We start from the raw sequence: 17,563 nt of genomic DNA on the forward strand, positions 1-17,563 counted from the left end.
ACTGCTCGACGTCAAACTCGGACAGCCTGGCAGGCAGGCTGTCCGCTCCGACGTAGCGATGTGCGAAGGTCATGGCGCAGTCCAAGCCTGTCCGGGAGGAGCGTCAATTTACGCCAACTACAGGTGCTGGACGAATCGCCCACACCTCAGGCGCTCGGAGATGCTCCGGCGCGCACCGTATCAATCTGCACCAAAAATACGATCACCCCCCATTTGAGTTGGGCCTTTCGTTGCTCTGGGGTGCGCTGGGATTCGGTCATTGGCGATTCGATCCTACCCTCACACATCCTGAGCGCTCGCTCACATTGCAAGGATTCCAACTACCGTTGCGAGATGGCAGGGCTATCGGTATTCCTCGTTGAGGACAACAAACAGATTCGGGATCAYYTGATTCCCGCGCTGGCCGATTTAGGGTCCGCAAGCGTGATGGCCGTTGCCGAGACTGAAGGCGAAGCCATCGCCTGGCTTGCGCATCACAAGGGGCAGTGGGATCTCGCTGTTGTCGATCTCTTCTTGGCACAAGGATCGGGSCTCGGTGTCGTCYGTTGGTGCCAAGGCCGCGACCGCCATCAAAGAGTCGCCGTGCTCACCAACTATCCGACCGAGGCGATGCGCAAGGCTTCTCTCGACGCAGGTGCGGACGAGTTCTTCGACAAATCTACGGAACTCGACGAGTTCTTCGAGTTTTGCCKGGACCGCGGTTAGCGCGAGGGCCATWCGGCCCCACGAAAGTGTCTCAACACGGAGGCTGCCCTGGCAAGAGTTGCCGCAATTTAGGCGTCSGGTAGCGTAGGGAGCGCTGCTGCGCCCCCGACGTCGTCGGCAATGGGTCGCGCGAGGAGTGCTGTCATCGCGGCCATCGCCTCGTGCATGTCTCCGAACACAAACGGCAGCTTCTCGCCGTCGAGTCCGACGAGTTCAAAAACCRCCCTGCCGTCGGCCTTCGCGACCCTATAGACGCGGTAACCACCTGCCGAGGCAATCTCGACGCCATCGTTGGCATTTTGGTGTTTTCTCATCGTTAGCCTCCTCGAACGCCCTAGGCATGGGTGCGCCTACGCCTTCAGGCCCTTCATGCGCTGCAAGGCACGGCCTATTTTCTCGGTGCTGAGGTCTAACTGCCCATGGCCACTTTCATGGTCCAGGCCAAGGCCACGGCGAGGCCAACGACAAGCGCGCAGCTACGCCAAGCTCCCAGGCCGAGACCCTTTGCGGGCTCCTTCCCGCGCCGGGAGATTCGCCGTGGTGACGACGCCCGCGCTGCGTACTCCGACTCTTGCGCCAGCCACTCTGCGTCGTATCGTGTTTCGTCCATGTAACTATTGTAGACAGATGTAGTACTTTGGTTTCTTTACTTTTTCACGAAAACCATGATCTCGCCGAAGCTGCCGATCTCGGAACCCACGGTTCCAGGACTGGCAATCGAAAGACGGCGTTCCCTAGGAGACTCCTGGAAGAAGTCACGCTTGGCGGATGGACCGCAGGCCTCTCGGCGAACGCTCACACGAACGAGGAAAGCGCGCGCAAAGCTCGAGGCGGCGAATCAAAGGTTGTTGCCGTTTGTCGCAAGAATTTGGCGAAGGGCGTTCGAGGTCCGCGACGCTGCGCGTTCCTAGAGGAGTTTTGCCGTGAAGACTGTGTTGCGAGCACTCACCGAGATCAGGCTTCGCCGATCCGAAGAAGTGTCACATGGGTGCCAGCCTGAGGGCGGATGCGATCACCTGTGGATCCCCGACAACGACATCAACCGCCAAAGGCTGCTTCGGGCCTTGGAAGTTGGCAATCGACTTCATGGTCCGGCCACCCATTGGATCGAAAAACGGCAAGCCTGAACCCGAGGCGGCCGCCCGAGCTGTCGGGTTGCCGGCATGCGTCAATCCAGTACGGGTGACCGGCCCCAAGACCTTCAACCTGTTGGCCTTGTGGACTTGACCCGAGCTATCTCGCAGCCCTGCCCAGCGGAATAGGACAAGACGACCGTGGCCGCCTTGTCGATCATCGAGCGCTAGCGACCGTCACGATCCGAATCGCCAGGAATGGCTCTTTCGACGTTGTCGCTGAGACGCTGCCAGGCATCACGTGTCGCATGCTTGGCTCGATCCCATTCCAACGACGACCGTCCCCGAGCGGTCCCCCAGTCTCGACCGAGATCCGCTTCGACATCGTCGAACTTCCGATCCGGAAAACGCGAATAGGCATCGACGCCGTAGCGATAGGCGGGCGAGTAGTCGTCGTAGCTTGTACCGGCGGCCACATAGTCTCGCCCGGCATAGTTCTCACGCCAGTAGGCGTCTTCGGCGACCGGGTCGGCTTTGATGGCACGGCCTGCCAGAGCGCCGGCCACGGCACCAACCGCAGCGCCCACTACCGCGCCGACCGGGCCGGTCATTCCGCCAACGGCCGCACCGGCGGCAGCGCCGCCAGCTACGCCACCAGCAACGCCGCCCAGCACCGCACCCACACCAGTGGCGGTACCGGTTCCATCCTTGTCGCCCGGCACGCGGGGGTCATTCAGATCAGCCATCGCAGGTCTCCTGTTGAGTGATTGGAGAGGAGACGATGCACCTCTAGAGCGGCCGCACCATTCGGATCGCGCCTATGCGACTGCGGGCGCGGACCGCTGGTGGATGCCCGTCTGGACCTACAGACGAGGCCAGGGAGGACTGAAGCATGTCCCGGTAGGTAGGTCAGCCATTCCGAAGGCTATTTGGAGTTCGTCGAGTGCCGCTTCAACGTTCCCGACGCAGCGGCCAAGTCGGCTGTCGCGCCCTCCGGCGAAGCGCCCGGTGGGGGATCGAGCACGAAGCCGAGCCGCTCGCACGCAAGCGCCCAACAGCATGAGCGCGTGAGAATGACCAGGTGGCGGGCAACAATCGGCCCACACCAGGACCTTCGACCGTCGCTCTCAACTATTGGAACTCGATGCTGTCGGCAGTCAGCACGCCGTTCAGGACTTCCGTGCCATGGACATGGACCTTGACGCCGTTGCCGAGATTGGCCGCTGTGCCGTTGCTGAAGTGCACGTTCGGGCTGCTGGCATTCACGGGCTGTCCCCTGACACGGAAATCGGCGGACGAACGGAAGGCGCCGACGGTCCCGGTCAGGTCGAACGAAGCTGGCCCGCCGGTCCCGGGCACATTCCGGATCTTCAGCTTCGTCGCCTTCAGAATACCGTTGGCGATGCGTCCGCCGACCTCAACCTTCACGCCATTGCCGAGCGCCGCTTGCGGACCGCCGGTGATTTGTGCGGCTGAAGCGTCGACTTGCAGGCCCAACACGCGCAAGGAAGCGGGACCTGTGAAGTTCGTCACGAGGCCCGCAATTTGAGCGGTGCTGCCCTCGACTCGCGGGACTGGGTACCACCACTGAACCGACTTCGCGGCCAGCCGGCCTTGAAGCAATGTGTCAGCCCGCACGCGAACGACAGTCCCGTTGGCGAGCGGCTGGCCGTCGAGACTGCCCGATTGCACGGCAACCCCGTACTCGACAACCAGCCCTCCCAGCGTGAAGGCGTGGGCAGTCGTGTCGAGACCCTCAACGGTGCCCGTGAGAATGAATTCCCCTGGGTCGCGCTGTTCGACGCGCGTGGCGCGCAGAACCCCGCTCGGCCCTGGCAGACCCCAGACCTGCAGCGTCTTTCCGGCTGGAATGGCCGCGAGGCCGGAAGCGTCGGCCCACACAGTACCCGAGTCCGTGCTGACGGTAGTGCCGAGTATCACGAAACTGCCCTGCGGCAGATTGACCGACAGCAGCGGGCCCTTGAGATCTGCTGCCGAGTCCACGTGACGCGCGATGCCGTTCGTGAAGTCCGTGTTGACCGGGCCGGTGACCTTCACGGTCATGCCCAACTGCAGCCCGGCTGGGGCGTCGAGGATATTGCCTACAGCCCGGGCCGTGTCATAGCGAAGGCCGTTGACGATGATGCTGCCCGCCCCGTCGACTGCCCCGACGCCGGTGGCGTCAGCCGTACTCACGCCAGTCCCCCCCGAGCCGACGCCCGACGCATCGTCGCCACTCGACGCCGTCGTGGTCGTGGTCGTGCTGCTCGCGGCATCCACTGCGATGCCACCCAGACCGCCGCCTGCGGGGCTGGAAACGCCCGGTGCGGCAGCGCCAGCATCGGCGGAGGAGCCGTTGGTCGCGTCCATCGCGCTGCCATCGGTATTCGGGAGCGGTGGGTTGCTCCCGGGGCTAGCAACCAGCGCACTGGCACCGCCACTCCCGCCACCCCCGCCACCCCCGCAGGAGAGCAGCAAGGCTGTGGACAGCGCCACGATCCCGGCGCGGAGTAGACGGCTGGTCATCCTGCTTTCCCTGGTGCTTCTAAAGTTGGAACGGACATCGTAGTGTCGTCCGCCCCAGCGTCTTCATAGTAGGTGTAGATCCCGACACGTATGCGGCCTGTCGCGCGTTCGTCGGCGGCGTTGTAGGCGCGCGTCATTTCCTGGGTCAGGTCATGGTGCAGTCCCGCCCACCGTTCGCGCACGAACTGGTGAATTCGCTCGCAGTCGGCCAGCGAGATGCCACCGGCGAACACCGATCGCTCGAGCAGGGGCGCCTTCGTGCCCAGGGTGTTCGACACGCTGGCCAGCAAGTGGTCGCGTGCGCTATCGCCCAGGAAGGCGAGCATCTGCTTCAGGTCGTTCGCGGGAACGAAGGCTCCCGTGGCGAGTTCAGCGCGACCATCGAATTCAATCACCATGCCAAGGCGAATCAAGTCGTCCAGGATGGCTCGATGGTGCAGGTCACCACGGCTCGCGTTCCGAGCCAGCGCTTCGAAGGAGAGCTGCCCATCCTCGGCCGCGATCGGCAAGGAGCGCAGTGCGGGGTCATAGGCGTACGCCTGCAGCCACTGCGTGAGGGTCTTCGCTTCGGCCGACATCTCAGAGCGCGGCAGACTTTCTTCAGGCTCCCGCACCTTGGCCGTGACTGCCTTGCGGTTCAATCCCGTGGTGACCGACAGCTGACTGATGTTCGGCTCGGTGCCTTTCTTGACCCACACGCGACGCGCTTCGTCGAGCAAGAGGTCGCGCAACAGAACTTCCAGATCGCGGTGCTTGATGCCGTAGGCGACAGCGAGGCGGATCATGGGCCGAAAGACGCGTGCGCAGGCAGCCAGCACCCAGCGCACCTGACCTTCCGTGGATTGAGCCAGGGCATCGCTGGCGGATGGCGCCGCCGCCTGAGGCTTCCCAGTCTTCGATCCAGTGCGTTTGTGCGCCATAGAAATGCTTCGCGACGCTACGGCCTCGGCGAGCGTGTCTCCGCGAAAGGACCTGTCCGGGAACCGGAGCTGGCATGTTGTGGGCGACCTTCATCGGGATGTCGCGTTCCGAATTCGATGAGGTCTTGCAGTCTTTCTTGCAATCCGATTCTCCGCGTTTCAAGAGAGACATTAACCGATCGTTACCAATGGGACATCTTTGTGAGCGACTGTCTTACAAATCCGGCGCGACGGCTGTAGGACAACGATAGGAAATGTGAAACCTTCCCATCCGAAGGGATCGTCCAGCCGACTGGCTACCCGCGTGCACCAAGGAGAAATTCAATGAATGCCGTCGAATCGTTGGCCGAGACGCCGCCTGCGCAGTTCACCGCCTTCGGAAGCTTGATCGATCTGGTCCGGCTGCGGGTGGGCGCCAGTTCGGCAGAGGTATGCGATGCCTGCAACACGATCAACCTCGGGTCGGCACGCTATTGCAAATGCTGCTCGCACAAGCTCGCGGGCTTTTATGTCGCCAAGGAACTGGGCACCGTGGCGGCGTCGCATTGGGACGAGCTCGCCGTGCCGCGCCGAGCATCCGCTCTGGATCTCGTGGCCTTCTTCGTCGTGATCAATTCGCTCGTCATCCTCACCTCGTGGATTCCCGTGGGATAGGGCGCGAGCGTTCCTCGACGGAAGCGGGGGAACAAGCATGACCAAATACTGCGACGCCTGCCACACACCCAATCGGGACCGGGCCAAGTTCTGCCGCGGGTGTGCGGGCAAGTTTTCGGGCGTCCGGTTCGATGCGGCTGCTTTCGTTGCGACGATGCCGGACACACGCAACGGGTTCGCGCCGCCAGAAAATGCGCTGCGTGAATTGCGGCCGGCGCCCGCTGTCGACCCCGACCCAAGGCGCTCCGTTCGATCTCGGCGGCCACCGGGCTTCGACACCTCACTGGCGTTGCTCCTGCTGTTTCTTCTTCTGACCGCAGCGGCATTCGTCTATTGGCATCCGCGACTCGGGACTGCTTGGGAGAAGACGCTGGCAAAGTCGCCGCCGATACTCGCCCCCTCATTCCTGGTCGCGAAGGTTGCGCCCCCGATCCCGCCGCCGGTTGCAGCAACGGCTGCGGAGCACGACGCCCCGCCCGTGGCCGAGTCGTCGCTTGCGGAACAACAGGGAGCTGAGGTGCCCACGCAGGTGGCAATGCCGCAAGAGAGCGCCGAGCCACGGCCCGTCCTGGCAGTGCGGGCCCCGGAACTGGATGCTCCGGAAGTGGGTGTGTCGAATGCCCCAGCCCATGAGCGGCGAACGGTCCTGCGTCACCGGGATCGGGCCATGCCACGCACGCCGGAAAAGCAGGAAGCCTTTTCGCTCCCGGTGATCACTGAGCGAATTCAACCCCAGCCTGTGCGTCCGCCCGTCCTTGTCTCCCCCACCACGCCCGTGAAGCCACGGGATGGGGAAACGTTGCAGACGGCTCGCGCCAGGGCGGAACCGGGCAAGGCCGGCATTCGCACCGCAGCGCCAAGCAACCCCGCATGCGATCGCTACAACCCGTTCGGAGAAAGGATATGCGTGGGGAACACCCCAGGAGGGCAAGTCGGCCAGCAGGCTTCGATTGGCAGCGCAGCTTCCGGTGTCGGGGCGGTCAGCGCGGCAACCGCGTTCAAGGGCGGTAGCAGCGTCGCGGCGGTCGTTTCGGGCGCCGATCCTGGTGGGGGCGCCGGGTCGGGGGCGGGGGGCTCCGGCGCAGGCGCGGCAGGTGCCGGAAGCGCAGCTGCTCCCAGTGGCAGCGGCGCGGGCGCTGCGGGGTCCGCAGGCGGCGGATCCGCGGGTAGTGGGCCCGGCGCTGGTGGTAGCGGTGGGGCGGGTGGTACCGGTGCCGGTGGTGGCGGACCCGGCGGCGGTGGTGGTGGCCCTGGCGGCGGAGGTGGCCCCGGCGGRGGCGGTGGCGGCCCTGGCGGTGGGGGTGGTCCCGGCGGGGGTGGTGGCGGCCCTGGCGGTGGGGGTGGWCCCGGCGGAGGCGGYGGYGGCCCTGGCGGTGGGGGYGGYCCCGGCGGRGGYGGTGGCGGCCCTGGCGGTGGGGGTGGACCSGGCGGAGGCGGCGGTGGCCCTGGCGGTGGGGGTGGTCCCGGCGGGGGTGGTGGCGGCCCTGGCGGCGGCGGGCCAGGACGATAGTGATCGTTGTGGGCACTCGCGCCAAAAGCAACAGCGCGCCAATGAAATCCACGACGCGGCATAAGCAGGTCGAGATCGCCGTCGACGGGCAGCATATCGACGGAACGCTGGAACGCTGGAACGCTGGAACGCCGCGCCGGGTGTCTTGCTCGTGCCGCAGGGCTACGATACAACCACCACACAGCCCGCTGGATGCTGTGGGCGGGGCTTACGCGCCCGACCGCTCCAGTAGTTCCGACCAACCGTCGTCTTCTTTGCTTCGCACCTGTTCAGGTCCGAAGTACCTGAGCGCCTTGCGGCCCAGCGGCGTCACCATGTGGACGCGAACAGGCTCCAAATGAGCCAATTCCGCGGCCGGGAAGCTACAGATGATGTGGCCGGCATCATGGAGGATGCGAAGTTTGTCCTGAACCTCGCGTGTCAAGAAAAGTTCAACTGGCAACTCATCATCCGCGAGCGCCTGAAGTAGTTCCATTGGCATGGCGGCTCCTCAAGGTCGAGACCTGTAGGAGGAACGGTCGCCAGCATAGGGGAATCCGCGAGGTCAAACGCTGAGTCGTGGCTCCCGTACCGGCGCCGGTGACCGTCCCATCGGGCAAGGTTTAAATCGTGCGAGATCGAGGCACCATCAGAGAGATGAGGAACCTCATGACAGTTTTGACCGACTCGCGCATTCGCTGGTTCGCGGAGCTGGCTCAAATGAAGGCCAAAAGCTGATCGGACCTAGCGGATGAACCAAGGCCAGCGATCAGCGCCGCCCACGCTGGTCCGGTGAGGCACGTCAGCACCACGATGACTCTTCCCAGCAGCTTCGCCATTCGAAAACAATAACCACACCGGTCTGGAATCGGACCAATGCGACAGGTCTACGATACTGGCCATGATCCACCTGCGGCACATCTCCGTGTTCGTCGAAGAGCCGGACCCGGGCCACTTCCACTGGGCATCGCGATCAGGGCGACGTCGTCGGGCTTCGCCGCGGCGCGCTTTACCGGGCCGGCCTTGTCCTGCGGGATCGCCTCGACGTCGGGCGGCACCGTCTTTTGTTCCGCGGCTCCGGGTGTCCTGTACCCGCCTTCGGATGTCTTCGTCAGGAACTTGGCTCCGACTGGTAACTCGTCGAAGGTCGTTCAGCTAGCTAGCTGCCTGGAGTCGCCCGATGTCAGCGGGCGACAGGACTTGCACGTTTACAAGCTGAGCAGCGATATGAATGCACCTAGACCGCCAACCCTGCACGAGTTCGCAGTGCTGCGCGTGCTTCGTGCCGATGCCGAACACCTGCCGCGCACGGCCGCGAGGATAGCCGCGACCTATCTGCCCACCATTGAGTTGCCCGCCTCGTGGCGGCTGGTGTTGGAACAAGCGCTCGACAAGCGAGCCGGCGACGCGACGTGTCCTCCACTGGACGAGTTGCAAGCCGAATACGGCAGACTTGGGGCATGGCTCCCCGCCTCGTATCACGGTGACGCCACGGACGCGCGTTTCTGGCTTGTGGGGCTGGACGAGCGCGCGGCCGAGTACCGACCAACACTCAAACCCTGATCGACGCGCCTGCGGGGCCGCCAGGCGCTCGCCGAGCCCAACCCCGCGCTCGCCACATAGGGCTACACGACGAAGAGCAGGGCCGGGCATTCGAGCGAAGCCCGCACGGCCTGCACGAATTCGGCCGCAAGCTGGCCGTCGACCACGCGGTGATCGAAGGAGGAGGACAGGTTCATCATGCGGCGCGCGACCACCGCGCCGCCCTGCATCACCGGGCGCTGCACGATGCGGTTGACGCCGACGATCGCCACCTCGGGCGCGTTGATGATCGGCGTGGAGGCGATACCGCCCAGCGGGCCGAGGCTGGTGACGGTGATGGTCGAGCCGCTCAGTTCGTCGCGCGTGGCCCGGCCGGCGCGCGCGGCATCGGCCAGACGGGCGATCTCGGTCGCGCTGGACCAAAGGTCGCGTGCCTCCGCGTGGCGCAGCACCGGCACCATGAGGCCGGCCACGGTCTGGGTCGCGATGCCGACGTGCACCGCGCCGTGACGCGTGAGCACGCCCGCCTCGTCGTCGAAGCGGGCATTGACCTGCGGGAAACGCGGTACCGCCAGCACGACCGCACGCACCAGCAGCGGAAGCAGCGTCAGGTGCGCCCGCTCGCTGTCCCAGCGTTCGTTGAGCCGCGCGCGCAGCAGCTCCAGTTCGGTCACGTCGATCTCCTCGACGTAGGTGAAGTGCGGGATGCGGCGCATCGCGTCCTGCATGCGCTGCGCGATGCGCCGGCGCACGCCGGTCACGGGCACGGCCTCCTCGTCATTGCGTTCTGCGTAGCGCGCCGCACCCGACGCCTGCGGACCGGCCCGCCGGACCAGCCAGGCGTCAAGGTCCTCGTGCAGGACGCGGCCGTCCGCGCCGCTGCCCGGCACCTGCCGTAGATCGATGCCAAGGGCCGCGGCCCGATGGCGCACCGCGGGCGAGGCGAGCGGTTTGCCGCCCGATGGGCGCGCGCGCTCGACCGGTGCGCTTGCCGTTGCCGTTGCCGATGCCGGTACCGCTGCCCCTGCCGCTACAGGCGCCGGCGCCGGCGCTTTTGCGGGCGCGGCCGCCTCCGCCTCGCCATCGGGCCTCACATCGATGCGGATCAGCTCCGAACCCACGGCGATCTGCTGCCCCACGTCGCCGCCGAGCGCGAGCACCTTGCCCGCGACCGGAGAGGGAATCTCGACCGTGGCCTTGTCGGTCATCACGTCGGCCAGCACCTGGTCTTCGGCCACCGTGTCGCCGGGCTGCACGCGCCACGCCACCAACTCCACCTCGGCGATGCCTTCACCGAGGTCCGGCACCTTGATCGCATGGGTGCCCATTCAGTTCTCCATGACCCGCCGGAATGCGGCGCCCACGCGCGCCGGCCCCGGGAAGTAGGCCCACTCCTGCGCATGCGGATAGGGCGTGTCCCAGCCGGTCACGCGCTCTATGGGCGCCTCGAGGTGATGGAAGCAGTGCTCCTGCACCAGCGCCGTCAGTTCGGCGCCGAACCCGCTGGTTCGCGTGGCCTCGTGCACGATCACGCAGCGGCCGGTCTTCCTCACCGAATCGACCAGGGTCTGCAGGTCCAGCGGCCAGAGGCTGCGCAGGTCGATGATCTCGGCGTCGATCCCGGTCTCGCGCGCCGCCGCTTCCGAGACGAAGACCATCGTGCCGTAGGTGATCACCGTCAGGTCGGTGCCGGGGCGGAACACGGTGGCCGATTCCAGAGGCACGACGTAGTGCCCCTCGGGCACCTCGCCCAGCGGATGGCCCGACCAGGACGCCAGCGGGCGGTCGTGATGGCCGTCGAACGGGCCGTTGTAGAGGCGCTTGGGCTCCAGGAAGATCACCGGGTCGTCGTTCTCGATCGAGGCGATCAGCAGGCCCTTGGCATCGCGCGGGTTCGATGGCATCACCGTGCGCACGCCGCAGACGTGGGTGAACAGCGACTCCGGACTCTGGCTGTGCGTCTGGCCGCCGTAGATGCCGCCGCCGCAGGGCATGCGGATGGTGATCGGCGCGCTGAAGTCGCCGGCCGAGCGGAAGCGCAGCCGCGCCGCTTCGGAAACGATCTGGTCGTAGGCCGGATAGAAGTAGTCGGCGAACTGCACCTCGACCACCGGGCGCAAGCCGTAGGCGCCCATGCCGACGGCCGAGCCGACGATGCCGCCTTCGGAGATCGGCGCGTCGAAAACGCGCGAACGGCCGTACTTGGCCTGCAGGCCTTCGGTGCAGCGGAACACGCCGCCGAAATAGCCGACGTCCTGGCCGTAGATGACGACGTTGTCGTCGCGCTCGAGCATCACGTCCATGGCGGAGCGCAAGGCCTGGATCATGGTCATGGCGCTCATGACGCGGCTCCGGACTGCATCTGTTCGCGCTGCCGCTTCAGGTGCACCGGCATGTCCTTGTAGACGTCCTCGAACATTGTCGCGGCGCCGGCAAGATGCCCATCGGCCAGCGAGCCGTAGCGCTCGGCCTCCTTCAGCGCGGCGTTGACCTGGGTCTCCAGTTTCGCCTGCGTCTCCTCGTGCTCCTGCTGCGACCAGGCGCCGATGCCGATGAGATGCTGCGACAGCCGCGGGATCGGATCGCCGAGCGGAAAGCGCGACCAGTCGTCGGCCGGCCGGTAGCGCGAGGGATCGTCCGAGGTCGAATGCGCGCCGGCGCGATAGGTCACCCATTCGATCAGCGTTGGCCCGAGATTGCCGCGGGCGCGCTGCGCGGCCCAGCGCGACGCGGCCAGCACGGCGAGGAAGTCATTGCCGTCGACGCGCAGCGAGGCGATGCCGCACCCCACGCCGCGAGCCGCGAAGGTGGTGGCCTCGCCGCCGGCGATGGCCTGGAAGGTCGAGATCGCCCACTGGTTGTTGACCACATTGAGGATCACCGGCGCGCGGTACACGTGGGCGAAGGTCAGCGCCGTGTGGAAGTCGGACTCGGCCGTGGCGCCGTCGCCGAYCCATCCCGACGCGATGCGCGTGTCGCCCTTGATCGCCGAGGCCATTCCCCAGCCCACCGCCTGGATGAACTGCGTGGCCAGGTTGCCCGAGATCGAGAAGAAGCCGGCCCGCTTCATCGAATAGCACACCGGCAGCTGCCGCCCCTTGAGCGGGTCGCGCTCGTTGGACATCAACTCGCAGATCATGTCCACCATCGACACGTCGTCGCGCGCCAGCAGCAGGCCCTGCTGGCGGTAGGTGGGAAAGCACATGTCGCCCTGCTGCAGCGCCAGCGCGTGGCCGGTGGCGATGGCCTCCTCGCCGAGGCACTGCATGTAGAACGAGATCTTCTTCTGCCGCTGCGCGATCAGCATGCGGGCGTCGAATGCGCGCGTCTTCATCATCGCGCGCAGGCCGCGGCGCAGCAGTTCGGGGTCGGACTCCGGCGCCCACGGACCGATGGCGCGGCCCTCGTCGTCGAGCACGCGCACCAGTGTGTAGGCCAGATCGATGGTGTCGTTTGGCGATGCGTCGATAGGCGGCTTTCGCACCTCGCCGGCGCGCGACAGGTGGAGGTACGAAAAATCCGTCTCATGCCCCGGCCGCCCAGTGGGCTCTGGCACATGCAGATGAAGAGGTGCGCCCTGGCTCATGGCGTGGTCTCCGCGCTCGATGGGATCGCTCGCCAGCCAAGCCTAGCGAATTTCAAGCTCCGACGCAGTCGGTCAACTACCCATATGTTCGCTTGACTCGCAGGGCCGTCGGGACTCGGCGAGCTGGTGCCGCTCGCCTCAGTCTGTTCGCGCCGCAGATCAGTCGTTGAAACGCGCTGCGGGTTCAGGGCAAGCTGCAAACGGGATTGAAGCAACACGCTCTTGAGGGTCCGCGCGAAGGCTTCGGCGCCATCGGACAACGGTTCCGAACGCGGGTGGACCAGGCTGGCCACGATGGGCTCCGCGCCTTCGAGCGGGTGTGCGACTTCACCATGTTGTCGACGCTGCGTCCTCTGTTCGTCGCTGTCCGCCGATGCCGGTACGTTCTCCAGCGCACCGCCGCTTGCGAGCTATCTTGCAGCGTCAGCTGGAACCGCCGCTTCTAGGATGGGATGTTTGTTCACCTTGAAGGCCGACATCCATGGCTACGACGAAAGGCGTTCACAGGCCTTGTCGCCGTACGGTCGTTGGCTATGCTGGCACGATGGATTGAACGCATAGATGGCGCGTTCCGCCCTAAACCAGTCGCTCGTTGGCTTGGCGGACGTCGCCCGGAAGCGGCTCTTCAATAGCGGCGATTTCTCTGAAATGTTCATTCCAGATAGTCAATGAACTGGGGGATCACCTCGCGCAGGAAGTCGATTTCCCCTGTGGGAATGCTGCGCGGCTCCAAGTCGAAATGGATGAAGGTGCCATAGGGCATGCCGCACTCTCGCGTCAACAGCCGGCCGTAGTACGACTCGACCATGCCGGCATAGGGTCGGTTCGTCAGGCGCCGATCCTCAGAGGCATGGCTGGTCACGAATTCGCCATGCTCGAGCGCGTGCTGGCAGAAGCTCTTGCACAGAGGCACCACCTTCAGCCAGGTGCGGTATTCGGAATCGCGGTCGAAGGCATGCGCCGCGTGCATCACATCGCCGTTCAATTTGTAGATCGCCGTGAACCGATAAGGCGTCCTGTCGTTGAGCAGGGCCAGCGCCGGAACGATCCCGCGGCTGGCGAGAAGGTCGCGAACGGCCGCAGCGGGCGCTGGCAAGTCGACGTCGAGCATGGGTGGCTTGGTTGGGGCGTGGGCGCGAATCTTACGTAATTCTTACCGCCCTCGGGAACAGGGTTTGACCCTCATCTTGTCAGCGAAAACCCTTGGTGTCTTAACCCTTCGGGAGGGCGCGCAGGGCCGGGGCGCGCTTGACGCATCGACGCGTCGCAGCCCCTCCAGCGTCTTCGCCCACGCTTCGGTTCCGCGCCAGCGTTGTCCTGCCAAGGCCCGGCGCGAAACCAGTTGGAAGCCAGGCTCCTTGCTGTCGAAGGTGCCCTCCAGCAACGGCAGGCGTACCTTGAACACGGCGCCCTTGCCGGGGCCTTCCGAATCCGCTTCGACGCTGCCGCCATGGAGTTCCGCCAGACGTTTGACCAGAGCCAGACCGATCCTCATGCCGCCCTCGCGCCGGGTGGTGGGCTTGTGATCTCCCTGACGAAACATGTCGAACACCTGCCCGAGAAAGCTCGGTTCGATCCCGCGTCCGTTGTCCTGCACCTCCAGCAGCGCCCAAGGGCCATCGCGGGTCACGCACAGGGACCGTGCCGCCGGGTGGCGTGAACTTCAGCGTGTTGCTCACGAGGTTCCGGAAGATCTGCTCGACCCGCACCACGTCCGCGAAGATGGACGGGTCCTCGGCTTCGACGGCGAGGGCGATTTGCTTCGTCTGCGCATCCTTGCGCAGCGCATCTGTGATCCGCTCGATGATGGGCCGCCACTTCACCGGCGAACGGCTCGGCGTCAGTTTTCCGGTCTGCAGCCGCGAAAGGTCCAGCAGGTCATCGATGATCTGCGCCTGCGCGTGGACGGTCCGACGGATGGTGTCGGCGGCCCGTGACAGCCTTGGCGAAACCTGCACCTCCGGCGAGCGGCCGATCAGCTCGGCGCTCAGCATGATGCGGCGTGGAGAAGCGCATGAACAGCTCGCGGGTTGAATCGAGCCGGCGACGTTTTGCGTGGCCGTTGCTTGTGGCGCTGTACGTCGCATCCTGCGGCGGTGGAAGTGGCGATTCGTCCGGGTTGGCGTCGTCTATGAAACCCTCTTCTACGCCGGTGGAAGCTGCAAGCAATGCACAAGCACTGACGCGAGAACCGGGGACGTTCGCGACGAAACGCTGCTGCCGGTGTTTATCCGGCTCCTGTCGACGGGGAGAACAAGCTCGAGGATCGTCTCGCGCACGGTCTCATCGTCGCGGATTCGCTATGGCGTCGGTGTCGACGGCTACGCGCGCCATACGTGGGACAACGTCGGCGTCCAGTACGGACTGAAGTCGGATACCGGCGCCGCGTACCGAGGGCAACCTCGATGCCATGCGTGCGGCCTACACCTCCGGCCTTGTGTTCAGCGGCCTCATGCCCGTGCCGACCATCGACAGCCGACCATACCTCGAGCGCGAGGTCAACATGCACAACGCCCACCAGGCCTTCGCGATACGCCAGCGCGTGCTGAAGCGGATGGGGACGAGCGACCACCTTGTAATCTGGTTCGCCGATACGAAGCCTGGAGCACTGCCGGTGGACAAAAGCTACGTCGCGGTCGACGTCATGGCGCAGTGGATGGCCAACATTCGCGCCCATCCGTTCCTGGGCATTGCCAGGAACCGACCGGCCGCCGCGGTGGACAGTTGCTTCGACGTGGACGGTAATCTGATCGCTTCAGGGCCAGACGTCTGGAACGGGATCCTCGACGACAAGCCTAAGGGCATCTGCACGCTGGCGTTCCCGCTGTTCAGCACCTCGCGCATCGTCGCCGGCGCGCCGCTGGAAGGCGGGATCTTCAAATGCGCGTTGAAAAGCGTGGACGCGGCGTTGACCGACGGCACCTATGAACCGTGGGCCCCCGATCCCGCGTCTGTCGACAAGCTCAGGCAGACTTTTCCGCAAGGCGTATGCGACTACAGCAGGCCAGACCAAGGACGTCCGTAGTCGGCTCACCGGAACGAATCACTCGGGGACCGTTCCCGAACCGTGATGCATCGCTCGGATCGGGCACGTGGAGATACTCGATGCTTGCCACTCCCGTCGCCGCCCGGGAGGCTTGGCATTGGATCTTCGCGGTGCTTCCGGCCGATGAGACCTAAGAGCGCCGTTGCTGCTTGGCGTAGTCCTTTGGGCAAGCTCCACATGCGGTGGGATGCGCGCCTTGGCTGATGGTGAAACGGCACATCAGGGCCAATCTGAAGAGGCCAGAGTTACCGCTCGTTGGCTTTATCGCGATTGAATTTGAGGTCGGCCGACGCAAGTCCCTCGAAGCGGCGCAGGGCAGCGATGGTTCTCGCCTTTCCCGGCAAGCCGTCCTTCTCCTTCGTTGTGAGTGAGGTTCCGTTGCGCGAGAGCCGGTCACTGATCACGAGCGCGTACAGGTAGTCCAGCGCGCTTGCATAGCCGGCGCAACAGCCTGCTCTTCGACAAGTTCGCAGCCGCGCTTGGTCGCTGACCCTTGGCGTGGCCACGCTCTTGACGGAGTGCAGCTATCGGCGAGTTTGGCGAACATGCAGTCCCAGCCGTGAGCCGTCTGGGTTGCGCCGATCCCGACGGCAGCTATCGCATCACGGACCAATGTAAGTTGCCCGACGAGGGGGCCTCAGTATGGATTGCTGCCTGGCCCGTACAGCACGCCACGCTGGACATACAGTGAGTAACTGGTGCCGCCTGTCATCACCCAAGGGTCCATCTGAAACCGGTCCCTTGGCGCGTTCGTGAGCTTGTCCACATGGATCGACGAAACTTCGAGTGGTGTCCTGGGTTCGACAACGAGGGAAGTACCGGGGTCTTGGGGAAACTTCAGGAAATATGCCGCGCCCGTTCCGCCGGCATTTGAGCGCACGTTGGCTATGGCACCATCGATGACGACAGCGGTGCCCTCATCCACACCAATGGCTCGCGCATCGCGCCATGAGATCCCGTCTTTCACCATCCTTGCCAGGAATGTCACGAGCCGGCCCATGCGGTCACGACTTACCAGATGGGCGTCGGCAATGGTGTTCTGGAGTTTGGGAACCGTTTCGAGGAAAGTGTTGTCAAGCATCAGCCTCAGGTCGTACGGGTTGTTGAGTGCATCGGGCGAGGTGATCGTGTCGTGTTGTGCGGAGAAATCAACGGCGCCCAGGACCGCCAGGCCTGCGCTGGTTCCCCCGATCGGCACATTCTTCGCAAGGAGCACGGATTTGATCGTGCGCTCGACGGCAGTGTCGTTCCACTGGTTGATGTAGGTCCACTGGTCACCTCCGGCAATGAACAGCACGTCCGCTCGTTCGATGATGCTGATCACTTTGGGATTGTCGGCACCGCTGTGCTTCTTGATCACAACGGTCTCAACCGAATCGACACCGTCCATTGCGAAAAGGTAGTCGTTGTAGCCATCTTCCCCAGAAGCACGAATGACGACCACATCGATCTTGTCACTCCCGTGACCCCCGGCCTTGCGAATCATGTCGACGAAGGCCTGATCGACGTCAAGCCCGCCACCCATCAACACCGTCATTTGACTGTCGGGCGGGCGGGGCTTCTGATCGGCCACATTGCCCGTCAGGTAGTAGTCGAAGTCGCTGGTGCTGAGCGTGGGTGGGTTGCCGCTCTTCTTGTCATTGCCCGCAGCGTGCGCAGCGGAGACAAGAACAAACACTGCGGCAACCATGAGCAACAGATGTCCAGGCCAGCCAAGCCAAGCGTGTCGGGATTGATTTTTCATCGCGCACCCTACCGCACCCTCGTGCGCTCGGCAACCCAATACTGATCGGTGGTGCACCAAACAGGGCTCTGATGCAAATATTGGTTTCCGGCGGGCGGTTGAGTCTTCGACTCAGGCTTTCGAGCTAGTCCTGATTCGCATGCCCCATGCAGACCCCGATCTGTAGGGGGAAAGCACCATGCGTACCGCGTGCCTTCCGATGCTAAACCGCTGGCTTCGGCATCTGCTGGTACTTCGAAGGATAAGCATGCACTTCCCCCTGCATAACCGTGTCCTCA

General features: G+C 64.8%; 17 protein-coding genes. 6 read left to right on the top strand and 11 right to left on the bottom strand.

Translation table 11 applies throughout. From position 1 onward, the window contains the following. Positions 1-705, top strand: a 705-nt coding sequence (locus AC1DF3_RS35115) for a response regulator (RefSeq protein ID WP_478142527.1), incomplete at its 5' end; no start/stop codon positions are given. A 68-nt stretch (positions 706-773) separates the two neighbouring features. Here AC1DF3_RS35115 and AC1DF3_RS35120 read toward each other — a convergent pair. After that, positions 774-1,019 (bottom strand): hypothetical protein, encoded by a 246-nt coding sequence (locus AC1DF3_RS35120; RefSeq protein ID WP_478142528.1) that lies wholly within the window; start codon positions 1,017-1,019, stop codon positions 774-776. Between the two features lie 670 nt (positions 1,020-1,689). On the opposite strand from AC1DF3_RS35120, the gene AC1DF3_RS35125 reads away from it, so the two are divergent. Beyond that, on the top strand, positions 1,690-1,932 hold the full coding sequence (locus AC1DF3_RS35125) for a hypothetical protein (RefSeq protein ID WP_286535818.1): 243 nt from the start codon (positions 1,690-1,692) through the stop codon (positions 1,930-1,932). 73 nt (positions 1,933-2,005) lie between these two features. Here the strand turns inward: AC1DF3_RS35125 and AC1DF3_RS35130 are convergent, their stop codons facing one another. The 3 genes from AC1DF3_RS35130 to AC1DF3_RS35140 all read right to left on the bottom strand — a co-directional run bounded on the left by AC1DF3_RS35130 (position 2,006) and on the right by AC1DF3_RS35140 (position 5,224). Next, positions 2,006-2,524 (bottom strand): glycine zipper domain-containing protein, encoded by a 519-nt coding sequence (locus AC1DF3_RS35130; protein ID WP_478142529.1) that lies wholly within the window; start codon positions 2,522-2,524, stop codon positions 2,006-2,008. Positions 2,525-2,909: 385 nt separating this feature from the next. Then, entirely contained in the window at positions 2,910-4,148 is a 1,239-nt protein-coding gene (locus AC1DF3_RS35135; protein ID WP_478142530.1) for a DUF5666 domain-containing protein, read from the bottom strand. Between the two features lie 152 nt (positions 4,149-4,300). Then, a complete protein-coding gene (locus tag AC1DF3_RS35140) occupies positions 4,301-5,224 on the bottom strand; it encodes a DUF6502 family protein (RefSeq protein WP_478142531.1) in 924 nt (307 codons plus the stop codon). A 324-nt stretch (positions 5,225-5,548) separates the two neighbouring features. Between AC1DF3_RS35140 and AC1DF3_RS35145 the strand changes: the two genes are divergently transcribed. Continuing rightward, the gene (locus AC1DF3_RS35145; RefSeq protein WP_286535815.1) at positions 5,549-5,878 is read left to right on the top strand and encodes a hypothetical protein; all 330 of its coding nucleotides are present in this window, start codon (positions 5,549-5,551) and stop codon (positions 5,876-5,878) included. 1,718 nt (positions 5,879-7,596) lie between these two features. On the opposite strand, the gene AC1DF3_RS35150 is transcribed toward AC1DF3_RS35145, so the two are convergent. Beyond that, positions 7,597-7,863: a hypothetical protein gene (locus tag AC1DF3_RS35150; RefSeq protein ID WP_478142532.1), complete on the bottom strand. Its 267-nt coding sequence runs from the start codon at positions 7,861-7,863 to the stop codon at positions 7,597-7,599. Positions 7,864-8,243: 380 nt separating this feature from the next. On the opposite strand from AC1DF3_RS35150, the gene AC1DF3_RS35155 reads away from it, so the two are divergent. Next, the gene (locus tag AC1DF3_RS35155) at positions 8,244-8,930 is read left to right on the top strand and encodes a hypothetical protein (RefSeq protein ID WP_478142533.1); all 687 of its coding nucleotides are present in this window, start codon (positions 8,244-8,246) and stop codon (positions 8,928-8,930) included. A 62-nt stretch (positions 8,931-8,992) separates the two neighbouring features. On the opposite strand, the gene AC1DF3_RS35160 is transcribed toward AC1DF3_RS35155, so the two are convergent. The 5 genes from AC1DF3_RS35160 to AC1DF3_RS35180 form a co-directional block, all read right to left on the bottom strand. Continuing rightward, a complete protein-coding gene (locus AC1DF3_RS35160) occupies positions 8,993-10,237 on the bottom strand; it encodes a dihydrolipoamide acetyltransferase family protein (RefSeq protein ID WP_478142534.1) in 1,245 nt (414 codons plus the stop codon). Continuing rightward, the gene (locus AC1DF3_RS35165) at positions 10,238-11,251 is read right to left on the bottom strand and encodes an alpha-ketoacid dehydrogenase subunit beta (RefSeq protein WP_478142535.1); all 1,014 of its coding nucleotides are present in this window, start codon (positions 11,249-11,251) and stop codon (positions 10,238-10,240) included. Then, a complete protein-coding gene (locus AC1DF3_RS35170; RefSeq protein WP_478142536.1) occupies positions 11,248-12,495 on the bottom strand; it encodes a thiamine pyrophosphate-dependent enzyme in 1,248 nt (415 codons plus the stop codon). The genes AC1DF3_RS35165 and AC1DF3_RS35170 overlap by 4 nt, the downstream gene beginning before the upstream one ends. 652 nt (positions 12,496-13,147) lie before the next feature. Then, positions 13,148-13,606, bottom strand: coding sequence for a hypothetical protein (locus tag AC1DF3_RS35175; protein WP_286535806.1), 459 nt, complete (start codon positions 13,604-13,606; stop codon positions 13,148-13,150). 42 nt (positions 13,607-13,648) lie between these two features. After that, the gene (locus AC1DF3_RS35180) at positions 13,649-14,125 is read right to left on the bottom strand and encodes a sensor histidine kinase (protein WP_478142537.1); all 477 of its coding nucleotides are present in this window, start codon (positions 14,123-14,125) and stop codon (positions 13,649-13,651) included. A 26-nt stretch (positions 14,126-14,151) separates the two neighbouring features. Between AC1DF3_RS35180 and AC1DF3_RS35185 the strand changes: the two genes are divergently transcribed. Both AC1DF3_RS35185 and AC1DF3_RS35190 read left to right on the top strand, forming a co-directional pair. Continuing rightward, positions 14,152-14,529 (top strand): hypothetical protein, encoded by a 378-nt coding sequence (locus AC1DF3_RS35185; RefSeq protein WP_478142538.1) that lies wholly within the window; start codon positions 14,152-14,154, stop codon positions 14,527-14,529. 340 nt (positions 14,530-14,869) lie between these two features. Next, on the top strand, positions 14,870-15,520 hold the full coding sequence (locus AC1DF3_RS35190; protein WP_478142540.1) for a DUF6351 family protein: 651 nt from the start codon (positions 14,870-14,872) through the stop codon (positions 15,518-15,520). Between the two features lie 658 nt (positions 15,521-16,178). Here the strand turns inward: AC1DF3_RS35190 and AC1DF3_RS35195 are convergent. After that, positions 16,179-17,285 carry a cyanophycinase gene (locus AC1DF3_RS35195; protein WP_478142539.1) on the bottom strand — a complete coding sequence of 369 codons (1,107 nt, stop codon included), beginning with the start codon at positions 17,283-17,285 and terminating at the stop codon, positions 16,179-16,181. Between the last annotated feature and the right edge of the window lie 278 nt (positions 17,286-17,563).

It is taken from the genome of Variovorax sp. 10N432 (assembly GCF_056394465.1).